10 protein-coding genes are annotated in these 24021 nt (G+C 73.4%); 1 reads left to right on the top strand and 9 read right to left on the bottom strand.

The window, feature by feature from the left end:
* Positions 1-33: 33 nt before the first annotated feature.
* The 9 genes from Sdi02f_RS06380 to Sdi02f_RS06340 form a co-directional block, all read right to left on the bottom strand.
* Positions 34-1791 (bottom strand): ABC transporter ATP-binding protein, encoded by a 1758-nt coding sequence (locus Sdi02f_RS06380; RefSeq protein WP_108932855.1) that lies wholly within the window; start codon positions 1789-1791, stop codon positions 34-36.
* Positions 1788-3674 carry an ABC transporter ATP-binding protein gene (locus Sdi02f_RS06375; protein ID WP_108932854.1) on the bottom strand — a complete coding sequence of 629 codons (1887 nt, stop codon included), beginning with the start codon at positions 3672-3674 and terminating at the stop codon, positions 1788-1790. The genes Sdi02f_RS06380 and Sdi02f_RS06375 overlap by 4 nt, the downstream gene beginning before the upstream one ends.
* Positions 3671-4399: a class I SAM-dependent methyltransferase gene (locus Sdi02f_RS06370; protein ID WP_030401135.1), complete on the bottom strand. Its 729-nt coding sequence runs from the start codon at positions 4397-4399 to the stop codon at positions 3671-3673. Before Sdi02f_RS06370 ends, Sdi02f_RS06375 begins: the two co-directional genes overlap by 4 nt.
* Positions 4400-4497: 98 nt before the next feature.
* A complete protein-coding gene (locus Sdi02f_RS06365) occupies positions 4498-5367 on the bottom strand; it encodes a thioesterase II family protein (RefSeq protein WP_031085015.1) in 870 nt (289 codons plus the stop codon).
* Complete coding sequence (locus Sdi02f_RS06360) at positions 5364-6632, bottom strand: cytochrome P450 (protein WP_108932853.1); 1269 nt, start codon at positions 6630-6632, stop codon at positions 5364-5366. The genes Sdi02f_RS06365 and Sdi02f_RS06360 overlap by 4 nt, the downstream gene beginning before the upstream one ends.
* The gene (locus Sdi02f_RS06355) at positions 6629-8707 is read right to left on the bottom strand and encodes a Gfo/Idh/MocA family oxidoreductase (protein ID WP_108932852.1); all 2079 of its coding nucleotides are present in this window, start codon (positions 8705-8707) and stop codon (positions 6629-6631) included. The genes Sdi02f_RS06360 and Sdi02f_RS06355 overlap by 4 nt, the downstream gene beginning before the upstream one ends.
* The gene (locus Sdi02f_RS06350; protein ID WP_108932851.1) at positions 8704-9855 is read right to left on the bottom strand and encodes a saccharopine dehydrogenase NADP-binding domain-containing protein; all 1152 of its coding nucleotides are present in this window, start codon (positions 9853-9855) and stop codon (positions 8704-8706) included. Before Sdi02f_RS06350 ends, Sdi02f_RS06355 begins: the two co-directional genes overlap by 4 nt.
* Positions 9852-15425: a non-ribosomal peptide synthetase gene (locus Sdi02f_RS06345; protein ID WP_108932850.1), complete on the bottom strand. Its 5574-nt coding sequence runs from the start codon at positions 15423-15425 to the stop codon at positions 9852-9854. Before Sdi02f_RS06345 ends, Sdi02f_RS06350 begins: the two co-directional genes overlap by 4 nt.
* Positions 15422-22063 carry a non-ribosomal peptide synthetase gene (locus tag Sdi02f_RS06340; RefSeq protein WP_245962141.1) on the bottom strand — a complete coding sequence of 2214 codons (6642 nt, stop codon included), beginning with the start codon at positions 22061-22063 and terminating at the stop codon, positions 15422-15424. The genes Sdi02f_RS06345 and Sdi02f_RS06340 overlap by 4 nt, the downstream gene beginning before the upstream one ends.
* A 282-nt stretch (positions 22064-22345) precedes the next feature.
* Here Sdi02f_RS06340 and Sdi02f_RS06335 point away from each other — a divergent pair, with 282 nt between their 5' ends.
* Positions 22346-23974 (top strand): (2,3-dihydroxybenzoyl)adenylate synthase, encoded by a 1629-nt coding sequence (locus Sdi02f_RS06335; protein WP_108932848.1) that lies wholly within the window; start codon positions 22346-22348, stop codon positions 23972-23974.
* The last annotated feature ends 47 nt before the right edge of the window (positions 23975-24021 follow it).

Genomic DNA, 24021 nt, shown 5'->3' with positions numbered 1-24021 from the left:
GTGTCCGGTGGGTCGCTGGTGCGGGGTGTGGGGTCACGTCCGTGCCGCCTCCAGCCGCCAGCCGTGGGCCCGTGCCCGCCGCTGCCAGAAGGACGCGTAGGTTCCGCCTGCCGTGACCAGGTCGTGGTGCGTGCCCCGCTCGGTGATCCGGCCGTCCTCCAGGACCAGGATCTGGTCCGCGTGCACGACGGTGCTGAGCCGGTGCGCGATGACCAGCAGCGTCTTGCGGTCGGCCAGGGCACGCACAACCTCGGCGAACAACGCCTCGTTCTCCTGGTCGAGCGCGGCGGTGGCCTCGTCGAGGACGAGGATCGGAGCGTCCTTCAGCAGTGCGCGGGCGATGGACACGCGCTGGCGCTGCCCCCCGGACAGCCGCGCGCCGCCCTCCCCCACCCTGGTGTCCCAGCCGTCGGGCAACTCCGCGATCACCCGGTCGAGTCCGGACAGGGCCGCGGCCGTGGCCAGTTCGTCCGGGGTGGCGTCCGGGGCCGCGGTCCTGACGTTCTCCTCGACGGTTCCGTCGAAGAGGTAGACGTCCTGGAAAACGAGGGAGACATGGGCGGCCAGGTCGTCGGCCGCGATCTCGCGCACGTCGACGCCGCCGATGCGGACGGTGCCCTCCGTGGTGTCCCGGAAGCGGGCGATCAGGCCGGCGACCGTGGTCTTGCCGGCGCCGGAGGGCCCCACCAGGGCGGTCATGCTGCGCTCGGGCAGACGGAAGGTCACGTCATTCAGGACCGGGCGTGCCGGACCTCCGTCGGCCGCCCCGTCGTCGTAGCGGAAGCCGACCCCGGTGAACTCCACGCCGGCGTCGCGGGGTGTCTTCGGCTCGGCGGGCTGGGGGAACGGCGGTTCGTCGAGGACGGCGCCGAGGCGTTCCAGGGTGTTGCGGGCGATGCGCATGCCCGCGCCGGCCTCGGCGGCGGACGAGACGCTGTCGATGAGGCGCACGAGCAGGACCAGGAGCGCCAGCAGGGTGGGCACGGTGAGCGTTCCGTCGAGCTGCCAGGAAACCCCGAGTGCGAGCAGCAGGGCGAACACGAGCCGGGTGGCGAACGTGAAGGAGACCAGGCCGGGCAGGCCGCGCGCGATGAGCCGCCGATCGGCGCGCGCCTCGGCCGCCAGGGCGTCGTCCAGTGCTCCGTACCCCTCCGCGGTCCGTCCGAACGCCCGCAGGACCGGCTGGTTGCGGGTGTACTCCAGCACCCGGTCGGCGGATTCGCCGATCGCGGCGTCGCGGCCGAGGTCGAGTCGGCGCATCAGCGACGTGCTCGCCCGCTGGACGGCGAACAGCACGGGCGCGCAGACCAGGAGCACCGAGGCGGTGCGGACGTCGAAGAAGAAGGTGGCGACGACCAGCGTCGCCGGGGTGAGGAGGGAGGTGATGAACGGGCGCAGCAGATGGGCCGGCGTGCTCATCACCTGGATGACGTTCTGGCCGGCCAGCCTGCTGAACTCGGCCGTGCGGCCTGCGGTGAACCACCCCAGCGGCAGCCTCAGCGCGTGGTCGGCCAATCGGCGGTGCAGCACCCGGGAGAGCTGGGAACCGACGGAGAATCCGCCGCCGAGGGCGGCACCCTGGAGCACCGCGTAGGCGAGTACGCAGCCGGTGAACGCCGTCAGCCAGGGCCAGACGCCGTCGGGGTCCGTGCCGAGCAGGGCCTTGAGGACGGGCACGAGCAGGGCGAAGGCGACGCCCTGGAGGACGGCCGCGCCGGACTGGAGGAGCAGCAGCCGGTTCAGGGGGCGGGAGCCCTCCGCTCCCAGGACGCGGTAGAGCTGACGGATCATCGTGCGCTTCCTTCCCGGATGTCGTCCGTGGCGCGGTCGGCCCCGGCAGGTGCGGGCCGGTGGTGCGGTGTGCGTTCGCTCTCGTCCGGGACCGTGGTGAGCTGGGCCTCCCACAGCGCGGCGTACCGGCCCTGGGCGGCCAGCAGGTCGTCGTGTCGGCCCTGTTCGGTGACGCGTCCGTCCTCCAGGACCACGATCCGGTCGGCGGAGCGGACGGTCGGCAGACGGTGGGCGATGACGAGGAGGGTGCGGCCGGCCGCGAGCGCGGACAGCGCGTCCTGGATCTGTGCCTCGGAGTGCGGGTCGGCGTAGGCCGTCGCCTCGTCGAGGACGAGGACCGGGGCGTCGGCGAGCAACGCCCGTGCGATGGACAGGCGCTGTGCCTCTCCGCCGGAGAGGGTGACGCTCCCGCCGAGTTCGGTCGCGTAGCCGTCGGGCAGCCGCGTGATCCGGTCGTGGATGCGGGCGGCGCGGGCGCACCGCTCGACCTCCTCGTCGGTGGCGTCGGGGCGGCCGAGGCGGATGTTGTCGGCGACGCTCGCCCGCAGGAGCCGTACGTCCTGGAGGACGAAGCCGACCCGGCGGTACAGCTCGGTCGCGGGGATGTCGCGGAGGTCGACGCCGCCGAGGGTCACCGTGCCGGCCGTGACGTCGTGGAAGCGAGGCAGCAGTGACGCCAGGGTGGACTTGCCGGAGCCGGAGGGGCCCACCAGTGCCGTGACCGTTCCGGGGGACAGGTCGAGGTCGACGCCGCTGAGGACGTCGGTCTTCCCGTCGTAGGAGAAGGACACTCCGCGCATCGAGATGTGGTGACCGTCGGGCACGGCGGGGTCGGTGGGCTCGGGGAGGGTGGGGGCGTGCAGCAGCTCCGTGATGCGTACGGCGGCGGCCTGACCGGCCCGGATCTGCTGGATGCGGGGCCCCACGACACCCATGGGCGCGGCGACGGCCGGGCCGAGCAGCAGGAAGGGGACGAGTTCGGCGCCGGTCATCCAGTCCTGGGTGACGAACACCGTGCCCGGCACGCACAGGAGCAGCAGGACCACGGCCGGTGCGACCACCAGGATCGCGGCGGTGGAGCTGACCAGGGTGGACCGGACCCAGCCGGAGAAGAAGTCGGCGAAGCCCTCGGTCGCGCGGACGAAACGCTCATGGGCCTTGCGCCCACGCCCGAAGCTCTTGAACACGGCGATGCCGGACGCGAACTCCACGGCGGCAGCGGAGATCCGGCCCACCGCCGCACCGAACTCTGCCATCTGTGCCGCCGCGCCCGCCATGGCCCGGCTGAACAGGAACACGCCCAACAGCAGGGGCACCACGCTGAGGCAGGCGAGACGCCAGTCGACCGTGAACAGGTAAGCCAGTGCCAGAAGCGGGGCGGTGAGGACCGCGACGACATCGAGCAGCGTGTGGGCGAACAGCGTGTGCAGCGCGCCCACGTCGTCCTGCACGGCCTGCTTGACCTCGCCGGTGCCGCGGTCGACGAGCCGCCCGAGCGGCAGCCGCCCGATGTGCCGGGCGAGCCGCCGTCGGAGGGTGAGCTGGAGGTCGTTGTCGGCGATGTGGGCGAGGGCGCCGGCCGCCGTGCCGCACACCAGAGCGACGAAGCCCGACGAGCAGGCCAGCACCACCAGCGGCCACAGGGCGCCACCGTCGGCCCGGGACTCGCCGGTGAGCCTCTCGGCGATGCGGGAGACGGCGATGAAGGGCACCACTCCGGCCAGGGCGGCGACGGCCTGGAGGATGACGGCGAACGCCAGCCGCCCGCGAACGGGCTCGGCGAGCGCGCGCAGCGGAGGAGGGGGGACGCGAGCGCCCGTGTCGCCCGCAGCGGCGGCCGGGGCGGCCGGGTCCGGGCCGGGCTCGGACGGTTGTGACTTCACTTGACGAGTACTCCAATTTCGGGGATGGGCCTGCCGCCCGCCTCGGTGATGCGGCGGCTCGTCATGCCGGCCTCGCGGGCCAGTCGGGCAACGTCGAAGGTGTGCCAGTCGTAGGTGTCGGAGACCTCGCGCACGGTGCGGCCGTCGCGCAGCACCTTCCAGGTGGTGGTGAACCGCATGCCGTCGCCCTCGGTGGGTTCGCCGCCGATCCACCACTCGTACGTCTGACGCCCGATGGTCTCCCTGAGAGACATCACGGGTGGGATGACGCGGGGCGAGGACACGCCCATCAGCTCCACGACGATGGGCGCGCCGTCCGGGAGACGGTCCGCGAGCCGCTTCCACAGGGCGACGCGTTCGGGGACGGTGAGATGCCCGGCCACACCGAAGACGACGACGGCGGAGAGCCGTTCGGGCAGGGCGAGGTCCTGGGCGGCCCCGTCGACGACGGTCACGCGTCTGCGCAGGTCCGGGTCGCGGGCGATCCGGGAGGTGAGCATGGCGCGCATGGTGGCCGACGGCTCGGCCGCGAGGATCTCCGCGTCGGGCAGCGCGGAGGCGATGACCTCCGTCACGCGTCCGGTGCCCGCGCCGATCTCCAGGACGGGACCGTGGGACACGTCCAGGCCCGTGAGGACGCGAGTCAGCGGCGGACCGCTGCTGGCGGTGTGCCGGGTGGCGACCAGCTCGTAGAACTCGGCCGAGGTCGAGTAGTAGTCGATCACGAGGTTCTCCCGGTGGGGACGTGCGGTGCGGGTCGTGTGCGGGCGGGCGCACCGGGGGGGCGTGCGGCACGGGACGGGGCCGACCACGTGGTCACGGTTCACGGGGTGCTCGGCCAGGTGTGCGCGCCGCCGGTGGTCAGCGAGGGGTCCAGCCGGCGCAGGACGGTGGCGACGACCTCGCGGCGTCGGGGGGTGAGGTAGAAGTGGTCGCCGGGGAAGACCCGTACCTCGGTGCGGGCGGTGGTGAGGTCCGCCCAGCCGCCTGCCCGGTCACGGCTGCGTTCCTCGCCGAGTTCGGGGTCCGCGCTGCCGGTCAGGACGTGCAGGGGGCAGGACAGGGGCGGCCGGTCCGCCGGCCGGTAGGTCTCGATGATCCGGTAGTCGTGGCGCACGGCCGTGAGGACCAGGGACCGCAGCCCGGGGTCGTCCAGGATCTCGCGGCTGGTGCCGCCGAGGCGCGCCAGTTCGGAGCTCAGGACGTCGTCGCTCTGGCGGTGCAGTTGCCCGGTCACAGCCGTGCCGGGAGCGACGCGGCCCGACGCGAACAGCCGGCGTGGGCCCGGGGCTCGGCGGCCGGCGAGCTCGTGGGTCAGCTCCCAGGCCACGGCGGAGCCCATGCTGTGCCCGAAGAGGGCGTACGGCCGGTCGAGCAGCGGTTGGAGGGCGTCCGCCACCGCGCGGACCAACTCGCCCATGTCGGCCGCCCCGGGGTCCTCGAGGCGGTCCTCGCGGCCGGGGTACTGGACGGCGAGGAGTTCGACCTCTGGGGGCGTCAGCGCCGCCCAGGGCCGGTAGAAGCCCGCGGTGCCGCCCGCGTGCGGCAGGCAGACGAGTGTGAACCGGGGGGCGGGCCCGCCGCTCCACCGCCTGAGCCACGGGCTGTCGGCCCGGGCGTCGCGTGGGGAGGGCCGGGTGGGGTGCCGGGCGGAGTCCTGGAAGGGCAGGTTCGGGGAAGAGGGCGCGGTCACCAGGTCACCTTCAGTTCTTCGAGGCCGAAGGTGGCCGAGTCGTGCTTGACGACGACGACGTCGTCCCGGTCCCCGGCGAGGCGGAGGGTGGGGACGCGGCGGACGAGTGTCTCCAGGGCGACCTCCAGCTCCAGCCGGGCCAGGTGCTGTCCGATGCACTGGTGGACGCCGTAGCCGAACGCGACGTGGTGGTTGTCGGTGCGGTGGAAGTCGACCCGCTCCGGCTCGTCGAACTGCTCGGGATCGTGGTTGGCCCCGGCCAGGAGGGCGATGACACCGTCGTCGGCGGGGATCGTCCGGCCGGACAGGTCGATGTCCTCGGCGGCCACGCGCAGGGGAATGGAGTCAGCGACGGACAGGACGCGCAGGAGTTCGTCGACGGCCGCGGGCATGAGGGAGGGGTCGCGGCGCAGTTCCTCCCTCAGCTCCGGCTGGTCCAGGAGGAGCAGGGTGCTCAGGGCGATCATGCTGGTGGTGGTCTCGCGGCCGGCGTTGATGGTGATGCCGAGGGTGGAGAGGAGCTGGTCCATGGTCACGTGGCCGGGGACGAGCTGCTCGGTCACGAGCTTGGAGATCAGGTCGTCGCGGGGCTCCTCCCGCCGCTTGCCGACCAGGTCGGCGAGGAGGCCGAAGAGCCCGCCGAGGGCTTCGGCGACCTGTTCGGCGGTGCTGTTCCGAGAGCCGGAGATCCGGGTGACGTCCCGGAAGAACTCCAGGTTCTCGCCCGGGATTCCGAGCAGTTCGCAGATCACCGAGGTGGAGACGGCGTTGGCGTACGCGGAGACGAGGTCCGCGGGGCCGCCGGCGGCGAGCATGGCGTCCAGGATCTCGTCCACCCGTGCCTGTACGGCGGGGCGCATCGCCCGGACCCGGCGCACCGTGAACACCGGCAGGAGCATCCGCCGGTACTTGGTGTGCTCGGGGGCGTCGGTCCGGATGAAGGGACGGAACCTGGCCCCGGCCTCCTGTTCGCCCTCGCCGAGGGCCGGAAAGTTGGGGCGGCGGATGTCAGCGCTGACGCGGGGGTCGGAGAGCAGTTCGCGGACGTCGTCGTAGCGGGTGACCGCCCAGGCTTCCTTCTTGGTCGGCAGGGTGACGCGGGCGACGGGGTCGTGGGTGCGCAGGGCGTCGTACTCCGGGGGCGCGGCGAAGGGGCATCCGCGTTGGATCGGGAAGTCCCGGGGCGGGGCGGCGGCCTCCGGCGCGGCGTCCGTGCGAAGTGGGTCGGCGACGTGGGACGCCGTCGAGGTCTCGGGTGTGTTCATGGGGTGTCCTGGCCGTCGGTGGAGAAGGAGACGAGTGAGGGGGCGCTGGGTGAGGCGTCCGGGTCGTCGGACGCGGGGCGTGTGTGCGGCAGCTGTGGTCCGGCGGCGGTGTCGGGGCTTCCCGGTGTCCGGGTGAGCACGGCCAGCGGGGGTGCTCCGGGGCGGGTGGGCAGGGTTCGTGCCGTCATGCCGGACTCGGCCGCCACGTCACTCAGTCCGAAAGGCGTCCAGCGGTAGGAGTCGCGCACCTCGCGTTCCGCCTGTGCGGCGCCGTCCCGGTAGACCCGCCAGGTGGAGTGCAGGCGCATCACCGCGTCCTGCGTCCCGTCCGGTGCTCCGCCGAAGGACCACTCGTACCGATGGCGTCCGGCTCTGGCGGTGGCGAGCCGGGTCTCGGGGAGGACCAAGGGCCGTGCGAACTGCATGAGTTCGACGATCACGAGCCCGTCGGGGGCCAGCCGCCGGGTCAGCCGCCGCCACAGCCGGGCCCGCCCTTCGGCGTCGAGGTGGCCGAGGACTCCGCAGAGCAGGACGACGCTGATCCGGTCGGGGAGATCAAGGTCCGGGGCGGAGTCCGCGGTGACGGTCACCCGGGCACGCAGGTCCTCGTCGCTGAAGACCCGGCTGGTGAGCACGGCGCGCATGCCGACCGACGGTTCGCAGGCGATGATCTCCGCGTCCGGCCGGGCCCGGGCGACGGCCTCGGTCACCAGGCCGGTGCCCGCACCGATGTCGACGACCGGCCCGGTGCTCAGATCGGCGTCGGCGAGGAGCGCGGCGACCGCGGGGGCGCTGGAGGTCGCGGTGTGCTCGGCGGCCACGAGGTCGAAGAACTCGGCCGACGGAGAGTACGCAGCGGCGTCCGCGGGTCGGGCCGAAGCCGTTTCCGGTGAGGGCCCGGCCGGCTCCCCGGCGAGGGCCGGGCGTACGGCGGCCCGGCCCGCGGGAGGCGGGGCCGGTTCCGGGCGGGGCGTGGTGTCGCCCGGGAGTCCCCCGGGCGCAGGGAAGACGTCACTGACCGCCAAGGGCCGGGGCGTGGCCGGCCGGATGATCTCGGGTGGTCCCAGCCGGGCCGCGAGGTCGGTCCAGATACGGCACACGGCCAGGTCGTACTGGCCCGCGCGCAAGGCGTCGCCGCCCTGCAGGACAGCCGCGCGGAGTCCGTCGAGGGCGGTGCCGATCGCTTCGGGCCACAGGTCGGAGAAGACCGTACGGAAGGACCCCGTGGTGCCGACCACGGCCGTGGTCCCCAGCCCGAGCCGGCCGGTGCCCGGACCCTCCAGGACGAACCGCCGGTGCGCGTCACGCCCGATGTGCAGCCGGGGGCTCCACAGCACGGGGCCGTGGGTGTCGGCCAGGGTGAGCACGCCGCCCTCGGTTCCGACGGAGATCCGGTGCCAGTGCAGGGCGTGGTTGTCCCGGTCGGACGGGTCGAGCTGGTGGTGCACCCGCAGGGTGAGGGGCACGCCCGCGAACACGCCGTGCAGGGAGCGGAACGGCTGCGGTCCGATCTCGGCGGGCAGCGGCGCGGGGTCCGCGAACCGCCAGGGCCTCAGCGTGCCCATCGCCTGGCCGAGGATGTCGACCAGGGGGTGCATCAGGTGGACGGGGGTGGCCGCGTCCACGAAGAGCGGCCGCTGCTCCGCGACGAGCCGGCGGGTCGCCTCGACGAAGGCCCGGACCGGGGCGACGTGCGGATAGTGGGTGTTGAGCCGGTACTGCACTCCCCGCCTGCGGGCGTGTGTGAGGTTGCCCGTCAGCTCGGTGAGGTGGACGGGATGCTCCTGGAGGACGTGAATGCCGCGGTCCATGAGTGCCCGGGCCAGCTCGGTTCCCCGACCTCCCGATATGGAGGAACTCACCGCGACGCAGGCGGCGTCGATGCCCGCCGGGAGGTCGTCGGCATCCGTGAGGAACGGAACGCCGAGGCTCTGGGCGTACGCACGGGAGGCTGCCGAGCCCCGGCTCAGGATGCCGGCCAGGACGTATCCGGGGCGCCGGCGTACCGCCTCCGCGTAGAAGCGCCCGAAGTTGGTGCCGCAGACCAGTACGCGCAGCGGCGACGGTTCGCTCACAGCACACCTTCTTCCAGCTGGTCGGCGCCGGCCGCCGCGCCGGTGAGCCGGAGGTCGGCCGCCCCGTGCGACCTCAGGTGCCGCACCACGGTGTCGGGGTCCAGCACGTCGCAGGCGAAGTGCACGCCCGCCGGGATCCCGCCCCGCAGTACCGCGTCCACCGCGAGTGCGCCCACGGCCGCCGTGAGGCGGTAGCTGCTGGCCGCGCGCAGGGTCAGTCCCGCGGCGGCGGGTCGCCCGGACGCGGTGCCCGCCAGGGCGAAGTCCATGACGTAGTAGGGCTTGCGTCCGGCCAGGTCGAGGTCGGCGGCGAGGATCAGCCGCTCCGCGAGCCGGTCCGGGTCGTCTCCGGCCGCGAGACGGCCCGGCAGGAGGGTGAGCAGCGCACGTACGGCGGGGCCGGGGTGGACGGTGTACCAGTCGAGCCGGTCCAGGCCCAGGACGGTGGCGAGGCGTTCGCTCTCCCCGCTGAGGTAGGGCTGCACGGCGACCCGGCCGGGGAACGCCTCGTGTTCCGTGTCCTCGGCCGTGCGCAGGACGCGCGGCACGCGGCGCCCCCCGCGGACGGCCGCCAGCGCCTCGCCGTAGGCCGCACCGTCCGCGCCGCCGGAGGTGAGGGACAGCATGAGATCGTGCGCCACCGTGGGCGAGCAGGTTTCCAGACCACCGCAGTACGCGGTCAGAGCGGTGGCGCCGTCCGGTCCGTGCCCGGCCAGCCAGCGCGGCAGCAGGCTCGACAGTCCGGGCAGCGCTCCCGCCGAAAGGACGACGGTGCGGCCGTCGCGGGCGGGGTCGCCGCCCTTGAGGAGGTCTTCGGCGGCCGGGTCGTCCCCGGCCACGTCGACGCAGTGGGCGCCGGCGGCGAGTGCCGCGGAGGCCACCGTGGCGCGGAGCCGGTAGGTGGGGCCGACGCAGTTGAGGACGATGTCGCAGCCCTCGGTGAAGGGGCGCAGGCCGTCCGGTGCGGTGGCGTCGGCCCAGACCGTCTCGTCGTGGCCGGCGGGGCCCTCCTCGGCGACCGCGCACAGGGCGGACGCGGTGCGCCCTCCCAGGCGGAGCCCGGTGTGGCCGAGCGTGCGCAGCTCCCGTACGGCGGCCCGGCCGACCGCCCCGGAGGCACCGAGGACCCCGATCACGGGTTTGGTCATCGGGTGATCGCCCCCTGGGTCAGCCCGTCGAGGGTCTTGAGGATGCCGGGTGCGTGTTCGACGGACAGGCAGCTGTAGTGGTCGCCGCCGATGTCGACGATGTCCAGGTCTCCCAGGGTCAGTTCCTCCCAGTAGGTGGTGACGGCGTCCTTGCTGCCGGGGAAGGGGTAGGCGCCGTCGTGGCGCAGGAAGGTGATGTCGCCCGCGTAGGGCTCGGCGTCGTAGCGGGTGATGGCGAAGACGCTCTGCCGGAAGGCGAGGAAGAGCCGTGTCATGTGGTCGGGCTCGTAGGTGCCGGCCGAGGCGGGCACCGCCTCGCACATCCGGGCGATACGGGTGGCCCGGGGCACGTCGGCGAGTCGCCGGAAGCGGCTCGCGACGTCCTCGAACTCCTCGGGCAGCGCGGCGAGTCCGCCGTCCGGCAGTACGCCGGGACTGGCGGCCAGGACGGCGTCGGCCGCCGCGGCCACCCGGTACTGGTCGTCCGGGAAGCCGAGGTCGGCCGGATCGATGCCCATCATGACGGCGAAGGAGTACTCGGCGAGGAGTTCGTCGTCCAGCCGGAAGCGGGGGCTGTGGCTGCTGATGACGGTGAGGCTCTCGACCTCCGCCCCGGACTCGGCCAGGTTGCGGGCCACCTCGGTGGCGATCAGGCCGCCCAGGCAGTAGCCGACGACGTGGAACCGGCTGCGGCCGTCCGCCGTCAGGGCCCGCGCGTAGTCGGCCGCCATCTGCTCGATGAGTCCCTCCGGTGGCGCGGTGAGGAACCCGTTCAGGTCCGGGACCTCGATGCCCACGACCTCGGCGAGACCCGGTGAGCGGCGCCTGATCTCGGTGATCAGCGCCCGGTACGGCATGATCGTCGCCGTTCCCGCGTGCACCAGGACGGTCGTCGGCTCGTCGTCGGAGCGGGCGCCGTGCAGGTGGATCACCGGGTCCGTGCGCACGGCCTCCGTCGCGGGGGCGTCCTCGGCACCGGCGAGGCCGCGCAGGAACCCGGCGAGACCGGCGACCGTGGGGCGGCGCAGCATGTGGCGCAGGACGACCTCCCACTCCAGGTCGGCCGCCCGGGGGACGCGTTCGCGCAGCCGGCCCACCATGCGTGCGACGAGGAGCGAGTCGCCGCCGAGGTCGAAGAAGTCGTCGTTGCGGGTGACGCGTTCGACCGCGAGGAGTTCCGTCCACAGCTCGGCGAGGCTGTTCTCCAGCTCGTCCCTCGGCTGCTCGGCCACGACGACGGGGGCGCTCTCGCGGGGCAGCCAGGTCCGCAGACGGGAGCGGTCGGTCTTGCCGTTGGCCGTGCGGGGCAGGGTGTCGACGACCTGCCACACCGAGGGGAGCATGTACTCCGGGAGCCGGGTGGCCGCCGTGCGGGCCAGCTCGCCCACGGGGACGTGGTACCGGTCGTCCTTCAGCGTGGCGAAGAAGACTTCCTGGCCGGTGAGCGCCAGGGCGTCTCGGGCGTCGGGCAGCGAGGTGACCTCGGACGCCCCGTGTGCGTCGAGGAGTTCGCGCCATTGGGTGTGGGTGAGGAAGGACTGTCCGGTGTGCTCGCGCACGTCGGTCCAGGTCCGGCCGGCGACCTCCAGGAACTCCATGGAGACGAGCAGCGGCAGGTTCTCGTCGCGGGTGTTCTCCACGAACACGAGCTGTCCTCCGGGAACGAGCAGTTCCCGCAGCCGGCCCACGGCGGCGTCCGCGTCGGCGGCGGCGTGCAGCGTGTTGGCACAGATCACGACGTCGAAGGTGTTCGGCAGCAGTTGCTGGACGCGCGGGTCCTCGTCGACGTCGAACCGCTGGTAGCGGACCCACGCGTGGTCGGCGAAGCGCTCGCGTGCTTCGTTCAGGAAGAACGCGGAGGCGTCGGTGAACAGGTAGTCGACGCCGTACTCGGCGAGTACGGGCACCAGTTCTCCGGTGGTGCCGCCGACACCGCCGCCCACTTCGAGGACGCGCAGCCGCTCCTCGCCGGTGTGACCGGCGGCGATCTCGCGCAGCGCGGCGACCACCGCGCGGTTGAGGTGGCGGATGGCGAGGTTGTCGCGGTAGGCGGCGTCCGCGGCCTCCGTGGCCGCGCCGGGGAAGAGCAGTTCCTGGATGCCCCGCTCGCCGGAGACCAGCTCGGGCAGCCGCTCGGCACAGGTGCGCATGACGGTGAGCAGCTCCGTGCTCCAGCCGATCTCGTGCTCCAGCGCCGCGGCCCGCTGCCAGCGTTGTTCCCTCTCGGTGTCGGAGACGGGGACGAGGCCGGTGTAGGTGCCGTCCGCGTTCCGGTGGGTGAGCCGGTCGCGGGCGGCCAGGGCGCGCAGCCATCGCCGGACGATGTGCCGGTGCCGGGGCGTGGCGCGCAGGGCCGTGCCCACGTCGTCCGCCGTGCGGGGCGCTCCCCCGTCGAACACTCCGCTGGCGGCGAGGACGTGCGTCATCTCGGCGATCGCCACTTCGTCGAGGGCGGCCAGGAAGTCGGTGAGCCGCTGGGCGTCGACGGCCGCGGAGGCTTCCCGTACGGCGTCGGCGGCAAGCGTGCGCGCCTGGGCCCGCCTCGCCGCGGCGGGCTCGTCGCCGTCCCCGGTGGCCGCCCCGGAACGACCGGCCGCCCCACCGTCCTTGCGGGCCGTCTCCACGAAAGCGGCCAGACGCCGTCCACCCGCCGCGGAGTCGTCGACGACGACCGCGCCCGCGGCGACCGCCGGGTGGGCCTGTACGGCGGCCTCCACCTCGGCGAGTTCGACCCGGTAGCCGCGGATCTTGATCTGGGCGTCCTCGCGGCCCAGGAACTCGACGGTCCCGTCGGGCAGGTACCGCCCGAGGTCACCCGTGCGATACAGCCGCCCTCCGGTGACCGGGTCGGTGAGGAACCGCTGTGCCGTACGCTCCTCGTCGCCGAAGTAGCCCAGGGCGACGCCGGCGCCGCCGATGTACAGCTCGCCCGGCACCCATTCGGGGCGGGGGCGCAGGTGCCGGTCGAGTACGGCGAACGTCTGATTGGTCAGGGGCTTGCCGTACGGGATGCTCGGGCGGGCCGTGTCCACGTCGCCGATCGGGTGGGCGATGGACCAGATGGAGCCCTCGGTGGCGCCGCCGAGCGAGATGATCTCCAGCCCCGGCAGGAGTGCGCGGGCCTGGTCGGGCAGCGAGACGGGTATCCAGTCGCCGGATATCAGCGCGAGCCGAAGCGGGGTGTCGTCCGCGGACGGCTCGGAGCGGAGCCAGTCGCACAGCATGTGGAGCTGACCGGGGACCGAGTTCCACACGGTCACCCCGTGGTCGCGGACCAGCTCGGCCCAGTGGGAGGGGTCGCCGCGCCGGTCGGCCGCGGGCAGGACGAGGGTGGCGCCCACCGCGAGCGGCCCGAACAGGTCGTAGACGGACAGGTCGAAGCCGAGTCCCGCGATGCCGAGGACGCGGTCGCGTCCGGTGACGGCATAGCGGCGGTTGATGTCCTCGACGGTGTTGAGGGCGGCGCGGTGACTGATCATCACGCCCTTGGGCGTGCCGGTGGAGCCCGAGGTGTAGATGACGTAGGCGAGGTCGTCCGGGTCGCGCCGGGCTCCCGCCGCGTCCGGCGTGGCCGCCGTGCCTTCGGCGAGGAGGTCGACGGCGACGGCCGTGACGTTCTCCGGCAGGTCGTCGGTCTCGGCGAGCCAGGACTGGGTGAGGACGGTGCGTGCGCCCGCGTCCGCGATGATCGTGTCCCGGCGGGCCGGTGGCTGAGCGGTGTCGACGGGCAGGTAGGCACCGCCCGCCATGAGGGTGCCGAGAACCGCGACGACCTGCTCCCAGCCCTTGTCCGCCCAGATGGCCACGGGTTCTCCGGGACGCAGCCCGGCTGCCGTCAGTGCCTCGGCCAGAGCGCTCGCGCGGGCCACGAGCTGTCGGTAGGTGAGAGCGAGTTCCGGGGTCCGGACGGCGATCGCGTCCGGTGTGGCCCGTGCCTGGGCGAGTACGGGTTCGTGGAGCAGGGCGTCCGGCAGGGGGCCCTCGGTCGCGTTGACCGCGCGCCGGCGTACCGCCTGTGCCTCGGGCAGGGGGATGCGGGCCGGGGCGTCCCAGGCGTCCTCACCGGCTTCGCCCTCGGCCGACAGGGACCGCACGAGTGCCGTGTACGCCTCGAACATGGCGTCGGCCACCCCGTGGGCGAGCGCGCCCTCGCGGATGTCCCAGGACAGGCTCAGCGCGTCGCCGCGGTGCATGACCTGGCAGTCGAGCCACACCTGCGGCGTCCGGGTCACGGCGTACGTCACTTCGGGGGGTACGCCCTCGGAGGTGGCGCCGGTGCCCAGTGCGCTGGTGAAGACGACCGGCATCAGTACCGGCGCGCCGGCCCTGCGGGAGAGCTCGGCGAGCACCTCCGTGCCGGTGAACAGCGGATGCGCCAGGTCCTCGAGGAGCTGCTCCCCCACGGCCCTGGTCCGTTCGGCGAAGGCGGCCGGGGCGTCGAGGTCGACGGCGAGGAGTTCGAGCGAGGTGAAGTCTCCGACGAGACGGTCGATGTCCTCGTGCAGGGCGGGCCGGTCGACGGTGGGTACGTTGAGCGTGAAGCGGCTGGTCCGCGACCAGGCGCCGACGGTCTCGGCGTACGCCGTGAGCAGTGCGGCCGACACGGTCAGTCCGCGCCGCGCGGCCCGCTCGGTGAGGCGGTGCCGGTCTTCCGCGGGCAGCAGGATCTCCAGCCGGCGGAACGACACCGGGGCGTCGGGAGCCGGAGTGCGGCCCGGCTCTCCGGAAGCGCTCACCGCGGCTTCCCAGGCTTCGGCCAGGGGCAGTTCGGGGGCGGGCGGCAGGGTGTCGAGGCGTCCGGTCCAGTAGGCGCGGTCGCGGGTGTGCGCGTCGCCGTCGGTGAGGGCACGTCGGGCCAGGACGTAGTCGCGGAAGGTGATCCGCGGCGCGTCGGAGAGGGCGGCGCCGTCGTAGCCGCGCTGGAACTCGGCCAGCAGGATGCGCAGGCTGGCGTGGTCGACGACGAGCATGTCGAAGGCCAGGTGGAGTACGGCCCGTTCGGCGGTCCGGCTCACGTGCACGTCGAAGAGCGGCCACTGGTCGGTGGGTGCCTCGCGGGTGGCCAGACGCCTTCGGGTGCGCTCCAGCTCCGTCTCGGCGGCGCTTGCCGGGAGCGCGGTCAGGTCGTCGGTCCCGAGCACGAGGGCGGGCACGTCGGACAGGACCCGCTGGTAGCCGTCGTGGTGGACGACGGCGCGGAGCATGTCGTGGCGCCGGACCAGCTCGCGCCACACGGCGGTGACACGGTCCACGTCCAGGGAGGGGTATTCCAGCTCGACATAGGCGTGGCAGCCGACGCCCCCATAGGCGTAGGCATCGGTGCGGCCGATGAGGTAGGCCGCCTGGACGTCCGTCAGCGGGAAGGGTTCGTGGCGGTTGCCGGGGTCGGCACGCAGGGCCGGTTCCCCGGCCTGCAGGTGGCGCAGGACGGCGTCCTTGTGTGTGCGCAGTTCGGCGCGGTGCGTGTCGGTGAGCCGGCCCTGAGGGGCCCGGAAACGCAGTTGTCCGTCCTGGGCCCACAGCACCACGCCTTCGTCGGCGTAGCGGGCCAGCAGTTCAGCGATGTTCACAGCTCTCCGGTCTCGTAGGCGGTCTCGTGGGCCGCGAGCGTTCGGTTGATGTCCGCGGCGAGCGCGGCGATGGTCGGTGCGGCGAAGAAGCGGCGGACGGGCACGGCGGCCCCGAGGCGGCGCTCGATCGCGGTCAGCAGGCGCAGTGCGGTGAGACTGTCGCCGCCGGCGGTGAAGAAGTTGGCGTTGCGGTCCGGGGACCAGTGCGGCAGGTGCTCGTGCCAGAGGGCGGCGAGGGCCTCTTCGGTCGCGCCCCGTGGCGGTTGGGCGCCGGCGGACGCCGCCTGCGGGCCCGCCGTGGCGGCCAGGGCTCCCCGGTCGACCTTGCCGTTCGCGGTGAGGGGCAGGGCGGGCAGGAGGAGGATGCGGGACGGGACGGCGTAGACCGGCACCCGTTCCGCCAGCAGGGCGAAGAGTTCCTCGGTGAGTGCGCGGTCCTCGGGAGCCGGTGTGCCGGGTCCGGCGAGTACCGGCTCGGCGGCGGGCGTGCCGCCCGTGGTGGGTTCGTGCGGTACGGCGAACGCGACCAGGCGCTTGGCGGTGCGCTCCCCCACGGCCACGACAGCGGCTCGCGCGACGGCCGGGTGCGCTTCCAAGGCGGCCTCGATCTCTCCCGCCTCGATACGGTGACCGGCGATCTTCAGTTGGCTGTCGAGCCGGCCGAGGAACTCCAGCAGTCCGTCGCCCCGGAATCGGCCCAGGTCACCGGTCCGGTACCAGCGCTGCCCGTTCTGCTCGACGAACTTCTCGGCGGTGCGGTGCGGGTCGCCGAGGTAGCCGCGGGCCAGTCCGGCGCCGCCGATCCACAGTTCGCCGGGCGTCCAGTCGGGGCAGTCCCGGCCGTCCCGGTCGACCACGCGGTAGTGCTGCCCGGTGAGGGGACGGCCGTAGGGGATGGAGACCCACCGGGGGTCCAGCTCGGTGACGGTGAGCGTGTTGGACCAGATGGCGGCTTCCGTGGCTCCGCCCATGGCGACGAAGGAGCAGGGCCGCGTGGTCCGGGCCCGCAGCCGGGCGGGCAGGTCGAGGCCGATCCAGTCGCCGGAGACCAGTACGGTCCGCAGCCCTGCGATCCGGCCGTCCTCCCCGCCCTGTTCGTCGGCGTCCAGCAGCAGGTCGAGCAGGGCGGGCACGGTGTTCCAGACAGTCACGCCGCAACGCCCCACCAGGCTCGGCCAGCGGGCCGGTTCGCGGCGCTGGTCCTCGGTGGGCAGCACGAGGGACCCTGCTGCGGCGAGGAGCCCGAAGACGTCGTACACGGACAGGTCGAAGTCCAGCGCCGACAGGGCGAAGGCGCGGTCGTCGTCGGTGATGCCGTGCCGGGCGTTGATGTCGGCGATCGTGTTCCAGGCCGCTGCGTGGGTGATCTCCACGCCCTTGGGCTCACCCGTGGAGCCGGACGTGAAGATCACGTAGGCGAGCGTCCGCGGGGATGCCTCGCAGGGTGCGGGCAGCGGCTCGTGGTCCTGCGTGTGCGCGAAGGACAGGCCGCGGGGACCGGTTCCCGCCTGGGTGGGCCAGCCCCCCAGGGCCACCTCGAATCCGGCGGTGTCGTGCACCCGTGCCAGCCGCGCGGCAGGCTGGTCGAGGCTCAGGGGAACGTAGGCGGCACCGGCCGCGAGGACGCCCAGGACCGCCGCGATCTGTTCGGGGCCCTTGGGCAGGGTGACCGCGACCAGGTCCCCCGGCCGTACGCCCGCGTCACCCAGTGCCGCGGCGACGCGCAGCGCCTGCCGGGCGAGGGATCCGTAGGTCACCTCCTGGCCTGCCGTCGTGACGAGGGCGGTGCGCTCGGGGGTGGCGGTCGCGTGGGTGAAGAACGCCTCGTGCAGCAGGCGTGGGGCCACCGGTTCCAGGGCGGCCTCCCGCGCCTCGGCGGTCCGCCGTTCGTACTGGGAGGCGGGCAGCAGGTCGGGGAGCGGTGCCTCCCAGTCGCCGGCGACGACGTGCCGCAGCAGCCGTTCGTAGGCTGCGAACATCGCGTCGAGCACGCCCTCGGCGAACAGCTCCTCGACGGCGTCCCAGGTGACGACCAGGTTGCCGGACTCCTCGGTGACCTGGTTGTCCAGGCAGACCTGCGGGGACTGGGAGATGCCCCAGACCTTGGCGGGGAAGCCGGAGCCCGGTGCGGCCAGCGTCGCGTCGCCGACGCCGAGGGCGCTGGTGAACACCACGGGTGCGGCGGCGTCCACCGTGCCCGTGCGCCGGCCGAACTCCCGCAGCAGCCAGTCGACCGGCACGTCGGCGTGGTCGAGGTCCTCGGCCTGACGGCGTTGCAGCGCCGCGGCCGCCGCCGGCCAGGACGTGCCCTCGCGCCGGTGACCGGCGAGGGACAGGGAGGTGAAGTCGCCCAGCACGCGGTGGATGTGGGGATGGACGTCACGCCGGTTGAAGAGGGTGAGCGTGACGGTCAGGGCGTCGGTCCCGCTCCAGGTGGCCAGGACTTCCGCGTACAGGGCGAGCAGGACGGTGGAGGGGGTGAGGCCGTGCCGGGCCGCGTCCCGCTTGACGGCCTGCCAGTCCTCGGCGGGCAGGCTCGTCCGGCGCCGGGTGAAGACGGGCGCGTCGAGCGTCGCCGGGTGCCGGGCGAAGGGCAGGGCGGGGGGCGGCGGCAGTTCCGACAGGCGGGTCTGCCAGTGGGCGCGGGCTCGCGCCTGTGACTCCGGGTCCGCCGGGAGGCGGGTCAGATAGTCGCGGAACGTCACGTCGACGGGCGGCAGTTCGTGTTCCGGGTCGGCGTAGAGCGCGTTCAGTTCGGCGTAGAGCGTGGTGAGGGAGAGCGCGTCGAGCACGAGGTAGTCCAGGCCGACGCCGACACGGGTGCGTACCTCACCGTCCTCCCCCTCGGCGTGCTCGTCCTCGCGGTAGCGCACCGCCTCGATCGCGAAGAGCGGCCACCGGGCGGGATCGCGGACCTGGCGGGACAGGCGCGCGCGCAGGTCGGCCAGGGCCTCGGCCGTGTCGCCGGCACGGGCCTCCTCCACCGGGATGCGCACCGGCGGTACCTCGGGCAGGACCCGCTGGTGCCCGTCCTCGACGACGGCGCGGAGCATGCCGTGGCGTCGGACGAGGGTGTTCCAGGCGCGCTCCAGCCGGTCCAGGTCGACGTCTGTGCCGTCGAACTCGGTGTAGTGCCAGGTGCCGACGCCGCCGAGGGTGAAACGGGGATCGCGGCCGGTGTGGTAGGCCGCCTGGACGTCCGTCAGCGGGAAGGGCTCGTGGGCGTGGTCCGGGTCGGGCACGAGGAGGGTGGCGGTGGCCGGTGCCTGCTCGTCGTCGGCGGTCGTCGCGGGACGCAGCGTCTCGCAGAAGTGCTGGAGCACGGGACGGCCGAAGAGGTCGGCCACGCGAGCTCGGGGGAATCCGGCGGCGCGCAGCCGGCCGATCATACGGGTCGCGACGAGCGAGTCGCCGCCCAGGAGGAAGAAGCTGCTCTCGCGTCCCACGTCGGCCGCGTCGAGCAGGTCGGCCCACTCGGCCGCCACAGCCGTCTCCACGGGACCGACCGGCGCGGAGGTGCGCGGTCCGTCCTGTCCGGCGGCCTCGGTCAGCGCCTGGCGGACGGCGGCCCGGTCGAGTTTGCCGTTGGCGGTCAGCGGCAGGTCGGGCAGGACGAGCACGCGCTCGGGGACCATGTAGGCGGGCAGGCGGTCCGCCGCCCGGAGACGGACCTTCTCCGGGTCGGGTGCCTCGGCTCGGGGGGACACGGCCGCGGCGAGGTGCCGTGCCGGTGTGTCGAGGACGGTGGCGACCGCGTGCAGGACGGCGGGGTCGTCCTCCAGCGCGGACTCGACCTCGCCGAGTTCGATGCGATGACCGCCGATCTTCACCTGGTGGTCGGCGCGGCCGAGGAACTCGATCACCCCGTCGGGCCGGTAGCGGGCCAGGTCGCCGCTGCGGTACCAGCGTTCGCCGTCGTGCTCGACGAAGCGTTCCGCCGTGCGCGCGGGGTCCGCACGGTAGCCGTTCGCCACACCGGGACCGCCGATCCACAGCTCGCCGGGGACCAGGTCGGGGCAGTCGCGCCCGCGTCCGTCGACGACTCGGGCCCGCATGTTGCGCAGAGGAACGCCGTAGGGCACGGACTTCCAGGCCGGGTCGGTCTCCTCCACCTCGAACACCGTGGAGTGGACCGCGGCCTCCGTCATGCCGCCGAGCGCGACGAAACGGCAGCCCGGGACGAGGGCCCGCAGCCTGCGGGGCTGGTCGAGTCCGACCCAGTCCCCGCCGAGCAGCACCATGCGCAGGGAGTCGCCGAGGCCGTCGTCCTCGCCCGCGGCCATCAGCAGGTCCAGCAGGGCGGGGGCGCACTGCACCAGCGTCACCCCGTACGTGCGTACCAGCCGCGCCCAGTGGTGGGCGTCGCGGCGGTGCTCCTGTCCCACGGCCACCACCTGGCCGCCGAGGGACAGCGGGGTGAAGATGTCCCAGGCGGCGAGGTCGAAGTCCAGCGCGGAGACCGCGAGCGTACGGTCCGAGGGGCCGAGTTGGAGCTGCTCCTCCATCGCCTCGACGGTGTTGACGACCGCCCGGTGCGACACCTCGACGCCCTTGGGCAGTCCTGTCGAGCCGGAGGTGAACAGCACGTAGGCGGGCAGGGCGGGATCCGGCTGGACGACCGCCGCGGGTTCCGCCTGCGACGCGTCCTCCACGAGCAGCACCGGAGCCGAGGAGACGTCCTCGCACAGGTGGGCGTGGTCCCGGTCGGTGAGCACGGCGGACGCGGCGGCCACGGAGTGGATGCGTGCCCGGCGCACGGCGGGCTGTTCCACGCCGACGGGGGCGTAGGCCGCGCCGGCGGCCAGGATGCCGAGGACCGCGGTGATCTGGTCGGCGCCCTTGGGCAGGGTGACGGCGACCGTGTCTCCCTCTCGTACCCCCTGGGCGCGCAGCAGCGCGGCGATCTTCCGTGCCGTGCGGCCGAGTTCGCCGTAGGTGAGCGTGTCACCCGTCGTGCGGACGACCGCGGTGCGGTCCGGTTCGGTCTCGGCGAGCCGGAAGAAGCGGGTGTGCAGGGCGCGGTCCGGGACCGGCGTGGGGGGCAGGGCTGCCACCGCGCGCCGGGGCAGGACGTCGGGGGCGAGCAGGCCGTCCACCGGACGGTCCCAGGCGCCGGGGTCCGTCACGAGACGGGTGATGAGGCGACGGTAGGCGTCGAAGGCGGCGTCGGGCACGCCGGCCTCGAACACTCCGTCCCGGACGTCCCAGTTGAGGAGGAGACCGCCGTCGAGTTCGGTGACCTGCGCGTCCAGGTAGACCTGCGGCCCCTGCGAGATGATCCAGGCAGGGCGGCCGAAGGATTTCTGCACGTCCTGCTCGAAGATCTCCCCCAGCCCGACGGCACTGGTGTACACGACGGGGGCCAGCACCGGGGCCCCCTCGACGCGCGCGAGGTCGCGCAGCACCTCCACTCCGCCGTACGCGCCGTGGGAGATGCCTTCCTGCAGGCGTTCCTGCACGCCGCGGGCCTGCCGGGAGAAGGGCAGGGACGCGCGCATGTCCGCGTCGAGCAGGACCGAGCTGCTGAAGTCGCCGACCAGACCGGCGACGTCCGGGGTGAACATCTCCCGGTCGAACAGAGGGAGGTTGAGGAGGAAGCGTCGGCTGTCGCTCCAGGCGGCGACGACCTCGGCGAAGGCGGTGGCGAGCGCTGCGGCGGGGGTGATGCCGTGCCGGCGCGCCGCGCTGATCAGCGCCGCCTTGTCGGCGGGGCCCAGCCAGTGGTGCAGGCGGCGGGAGTGGGTGAGCGCGGTGTCGTCGGCGCTCACCGGCGTCAGCGGGTCGACGGTCGTCGGCAGGCGCGGAGCGCGGGGCAGGTCCGGCAGCCGCTCGCGCCACCAGGCGGCGTGCTGTTCGCGTTCCGCCTTTCGTCGGGCCTCGTGCTCCGCCAGGTAACCGCGGTAGTCGAGGGCGAGTTCACGGGGCTGGTCGTCGGGAGACTCGTAGAAGCGGCGCAGGTCGGCCAGGAGGACCCGCAGGCTCAGCGCGTCTCCGGCCATCATGTCCAGGTCGATCTGCAGCCGGGTCCTGCCGTCGGGGAGCAGACAGAGGGCCACGCGGAAGACGTCACCGGAGGTGATGTCGGGACGGGCGTGGGTGTGGCGCTCGCGCAGGAGCTCCAGCTGGGCCTCGGCATCGGCGGCGGGGTGCTCGCGCAGGTCGTGGACGGTGAGGGAACTGGCCGGAGGGCCGAAGCGCTGCCGTCCCTCCTCGTCGAAGACCGCCCTGAGCATGCCGTGCCGCAGCACGAGCGCCCGCACGGCGGTGTCGAGCCGGGCGGGGTCGACCTCGTGGCCGTCGAGTTCGACGTAGAAGTGCGCGGCGACGCCGCCGAGGGGCTGTCCGTCCTGGCGGCCGATCCAGTAGGCGTGCTGCATCGTCGCCAGTGGGAACGTCTCCGTCCGCTCTCCGGCCGGCACCGCGTCGAGCGGGACGGGTGGCGCGGTGGCGGATGCCTCGGCGCGATGCGCCTGCCCCAGCAGGTCCGTCCAGGCGGCCAGGGTCGGGGTCCGGGTGAGGTCCTGGAAGGTGACCGTACTGCCTTCGCGCCGCCAGGTGCCGACCAGAGACATCAACATCAGTGAGTCGAGACCGACTTCGAAGAGGTCCCGGTCGTCGTCCAGCTCATGGGGCGCCATCTGCAGTGCGTGTGCGACCGCTTCGCGCACCGTGGCCGACGTGTGAAGGGTTCCGTCACCGTCCGCTGTCCGCGCCTGGACGACTGCTTCATCGCTCACTGAGGGGGCCTTCCGGTCATATGGGGTGGCCAGTTGGGGGCCGGCGTCCGAAACGGGTCTCTCTCCCGCCGGGCCGAACGCCACTCTAGATTGAAATGATTATCATTTCTAGACTTCACATCGTAGTCACACCGCGGGCTGCGGCACCAGGGCCCGAGATCGACGGAGAGAGGGCAGAACCACATGACCGAGAAGCTGACCGGCTGGTCGGAGGTGGAATCGGCGCGCTACCGGGCCGTCGGCCACTGGGAGGGGGTCACCTTCGGTGCTCGCCTGCGTGAGGCGGGCACCGACCATGGAGACCGTGTCGCCCTGGTCGACGGGGACCGGCGGTGGACCTATGCCGATCTGGACACCGAGGCCGACCGCGTCGCCCACGGACTGCGGGGGCTCGGCATCGAGCGGGGTGACCGCGTCGTCGTCCAGCTCCCCAACTGCGCCGAGTTCGTCCTCACCTGGTTCGGACTGCAGCGCCTCGGGGCGGTCCCGGTGCACGCCATGCCCGGCCACCGGCGCCGGGAGGTCGGTCATCTGGTGCGCGTGTCGGGTGCGGTGGCCTGTGTGGTGCCCGACCGGCACGCCAGGTTCGATCACCGGCAGTTGATGCGCGAGGTACGGGCGGAGCAGGGGCGGGACGGCTCGCTCCGGACGGTCGTCGTGGTCGGCGATCCGGGTTCGGAGCACGGCTTCGTCCCGTTCGACGCACTGCGGGCCGCCCCGCCGACGCCGGGCGCCGACGACGGCGGAGCGGACTCCGCCGACGTCGCCCTGCTGTTGCTGTCCGGCGGCACCACCGGCCTGCCCAAGCTCATCCCGCGGACGCACGACGACTACGCCTACAACGCCCGCGCCTGTGCCGGGATCTGCGCCCTCGACGAGCGGACCGTCTACCTGGCGGTGCTGCCGGTCGGATTCAACTTCACCTTCGCCTGCCCCGGTGTGCTGGGCACCCTCATGGCCGGGGGGACCGTCGTGATCGCCCCGGATCCCAGCCCGCAGACGGCGTTCGCGCTCGTCGAGCGGGAGGGCGTGACCCTGACCTCCCTGACCCCGCCGCTCGTCACCCACTGGGTGGCCGAGGCCGCCTCCGGTGCGTGGGACCTCGGCAGCCTCTCGGTGGTGCAGGTCGGCGGGGCGCGGCTGCCGGAGGAGCACGCCCGCGAGCTCGGTCCGGCGCTCGGGGCCACCGTGCAGCAGGTCTTCGGCATGGCGGAGGGGCTGATCAACCTCACCCGGCTCGACGACCCCGAGGACCTCGTCTGCGCCACCCAGGGCCGGCCCGTCTCCCCCGACGACGAGATCCTGGTGGTGGACGCCGACGGCAGGCCCGTGCCGGACGGGGCGGCGGGCGAACTGCTCACCCGGGGCCCGTACACGCTGCGTGGCTACTACCGCGCCGAGGAGCACAACCGCACCGCGTTCACCCCGGACGGCTACTACCGGACCGGCGACGTGGTGCGTCGGCTGCCGAGCGGGCACCTCGTGGTGGTGGGCCGGATCAAGGACCAGATCAACCGCGGCGGTGAGAAGATCGCCGCCGTCGAGGTGGAGGAGCAGTTGCTCACGCATCCGGCGATCACTGCCGCGGCGTTGGTGGGTGTGCCGGACGAGCGCCGGGGCGAGCGGACCGTCGCCTTCGTGGTGTGCGACGGCGAGGCTCCCGGCGCGCGGGAGCTGGCCGCTCACCTGAGGGTGCGCGGGCTGGCCGGATACAAGAGCCCGGACGAGGTGGTCCAGGTGGCCGGCCTCCCGCTGACCGCGGTCGGAAAGGTCGACAAGGCCACGCTGGCGCAGACACTGCTCCGGCCGTAAGGCGTCTCGCGGAGGAGCGCCCACGAGGCGGGGCGCTCCTCCCGACG

Source organism: Streptomyces ardesiacus (assembly GCF_003112575.1).
Lineage (GTDB): Bacteria > Actinomycetota > Actinomycetes > Streptomycetales > Streptomycetaceae > Streptomyces > Streptomyces ardesiacus.
Note: the sequence above shows the minus strand (reverse complement) of the source record. Positions and strands in the feature narration are given on the sequence as shown.

Bases quoted from the DNA above. Each gene is read 5' to 3' on its own strand.
- Sdi02f_RS06350 (WP_108932851.1), bottom strand. From the start codon at position 9,855: ATGACCAAACCCGTGATCGGGGTCCTCGGTGCCTCCGGGGCGGTCGGC.
- Sdi02f_RS06380 (WP_108932855.1), bottom strand. From the start codon at position 1,791: ATGATCCGTCAGCTCTACCGCGTCCTGGGAGCGGAGGGCTCCCGCCCC.
- Sdi02f_RS06340 (WP_245962141.1), bottom strand. From the start codon at position 22,063: ATGGCGCCCCATGAGCTGGACGACGACCGGGACCTCTTCGAAGTCGGT.
- Sdi02f_RS06360 (WP_108932853.1), bottom strand. From the start codon at position 6,632: ATGAACACACCCGAGACCTCGACGGCGTCCCACGTCGCCGACCCACTT.
- Sdi02f_RS06335 (WP_108932848.1), top strand. From the start codon at position 22,346: ATGACCGAGAAGCTGACCGGCTGGTCGGAGGTGGAATCGGCGCGCTAC.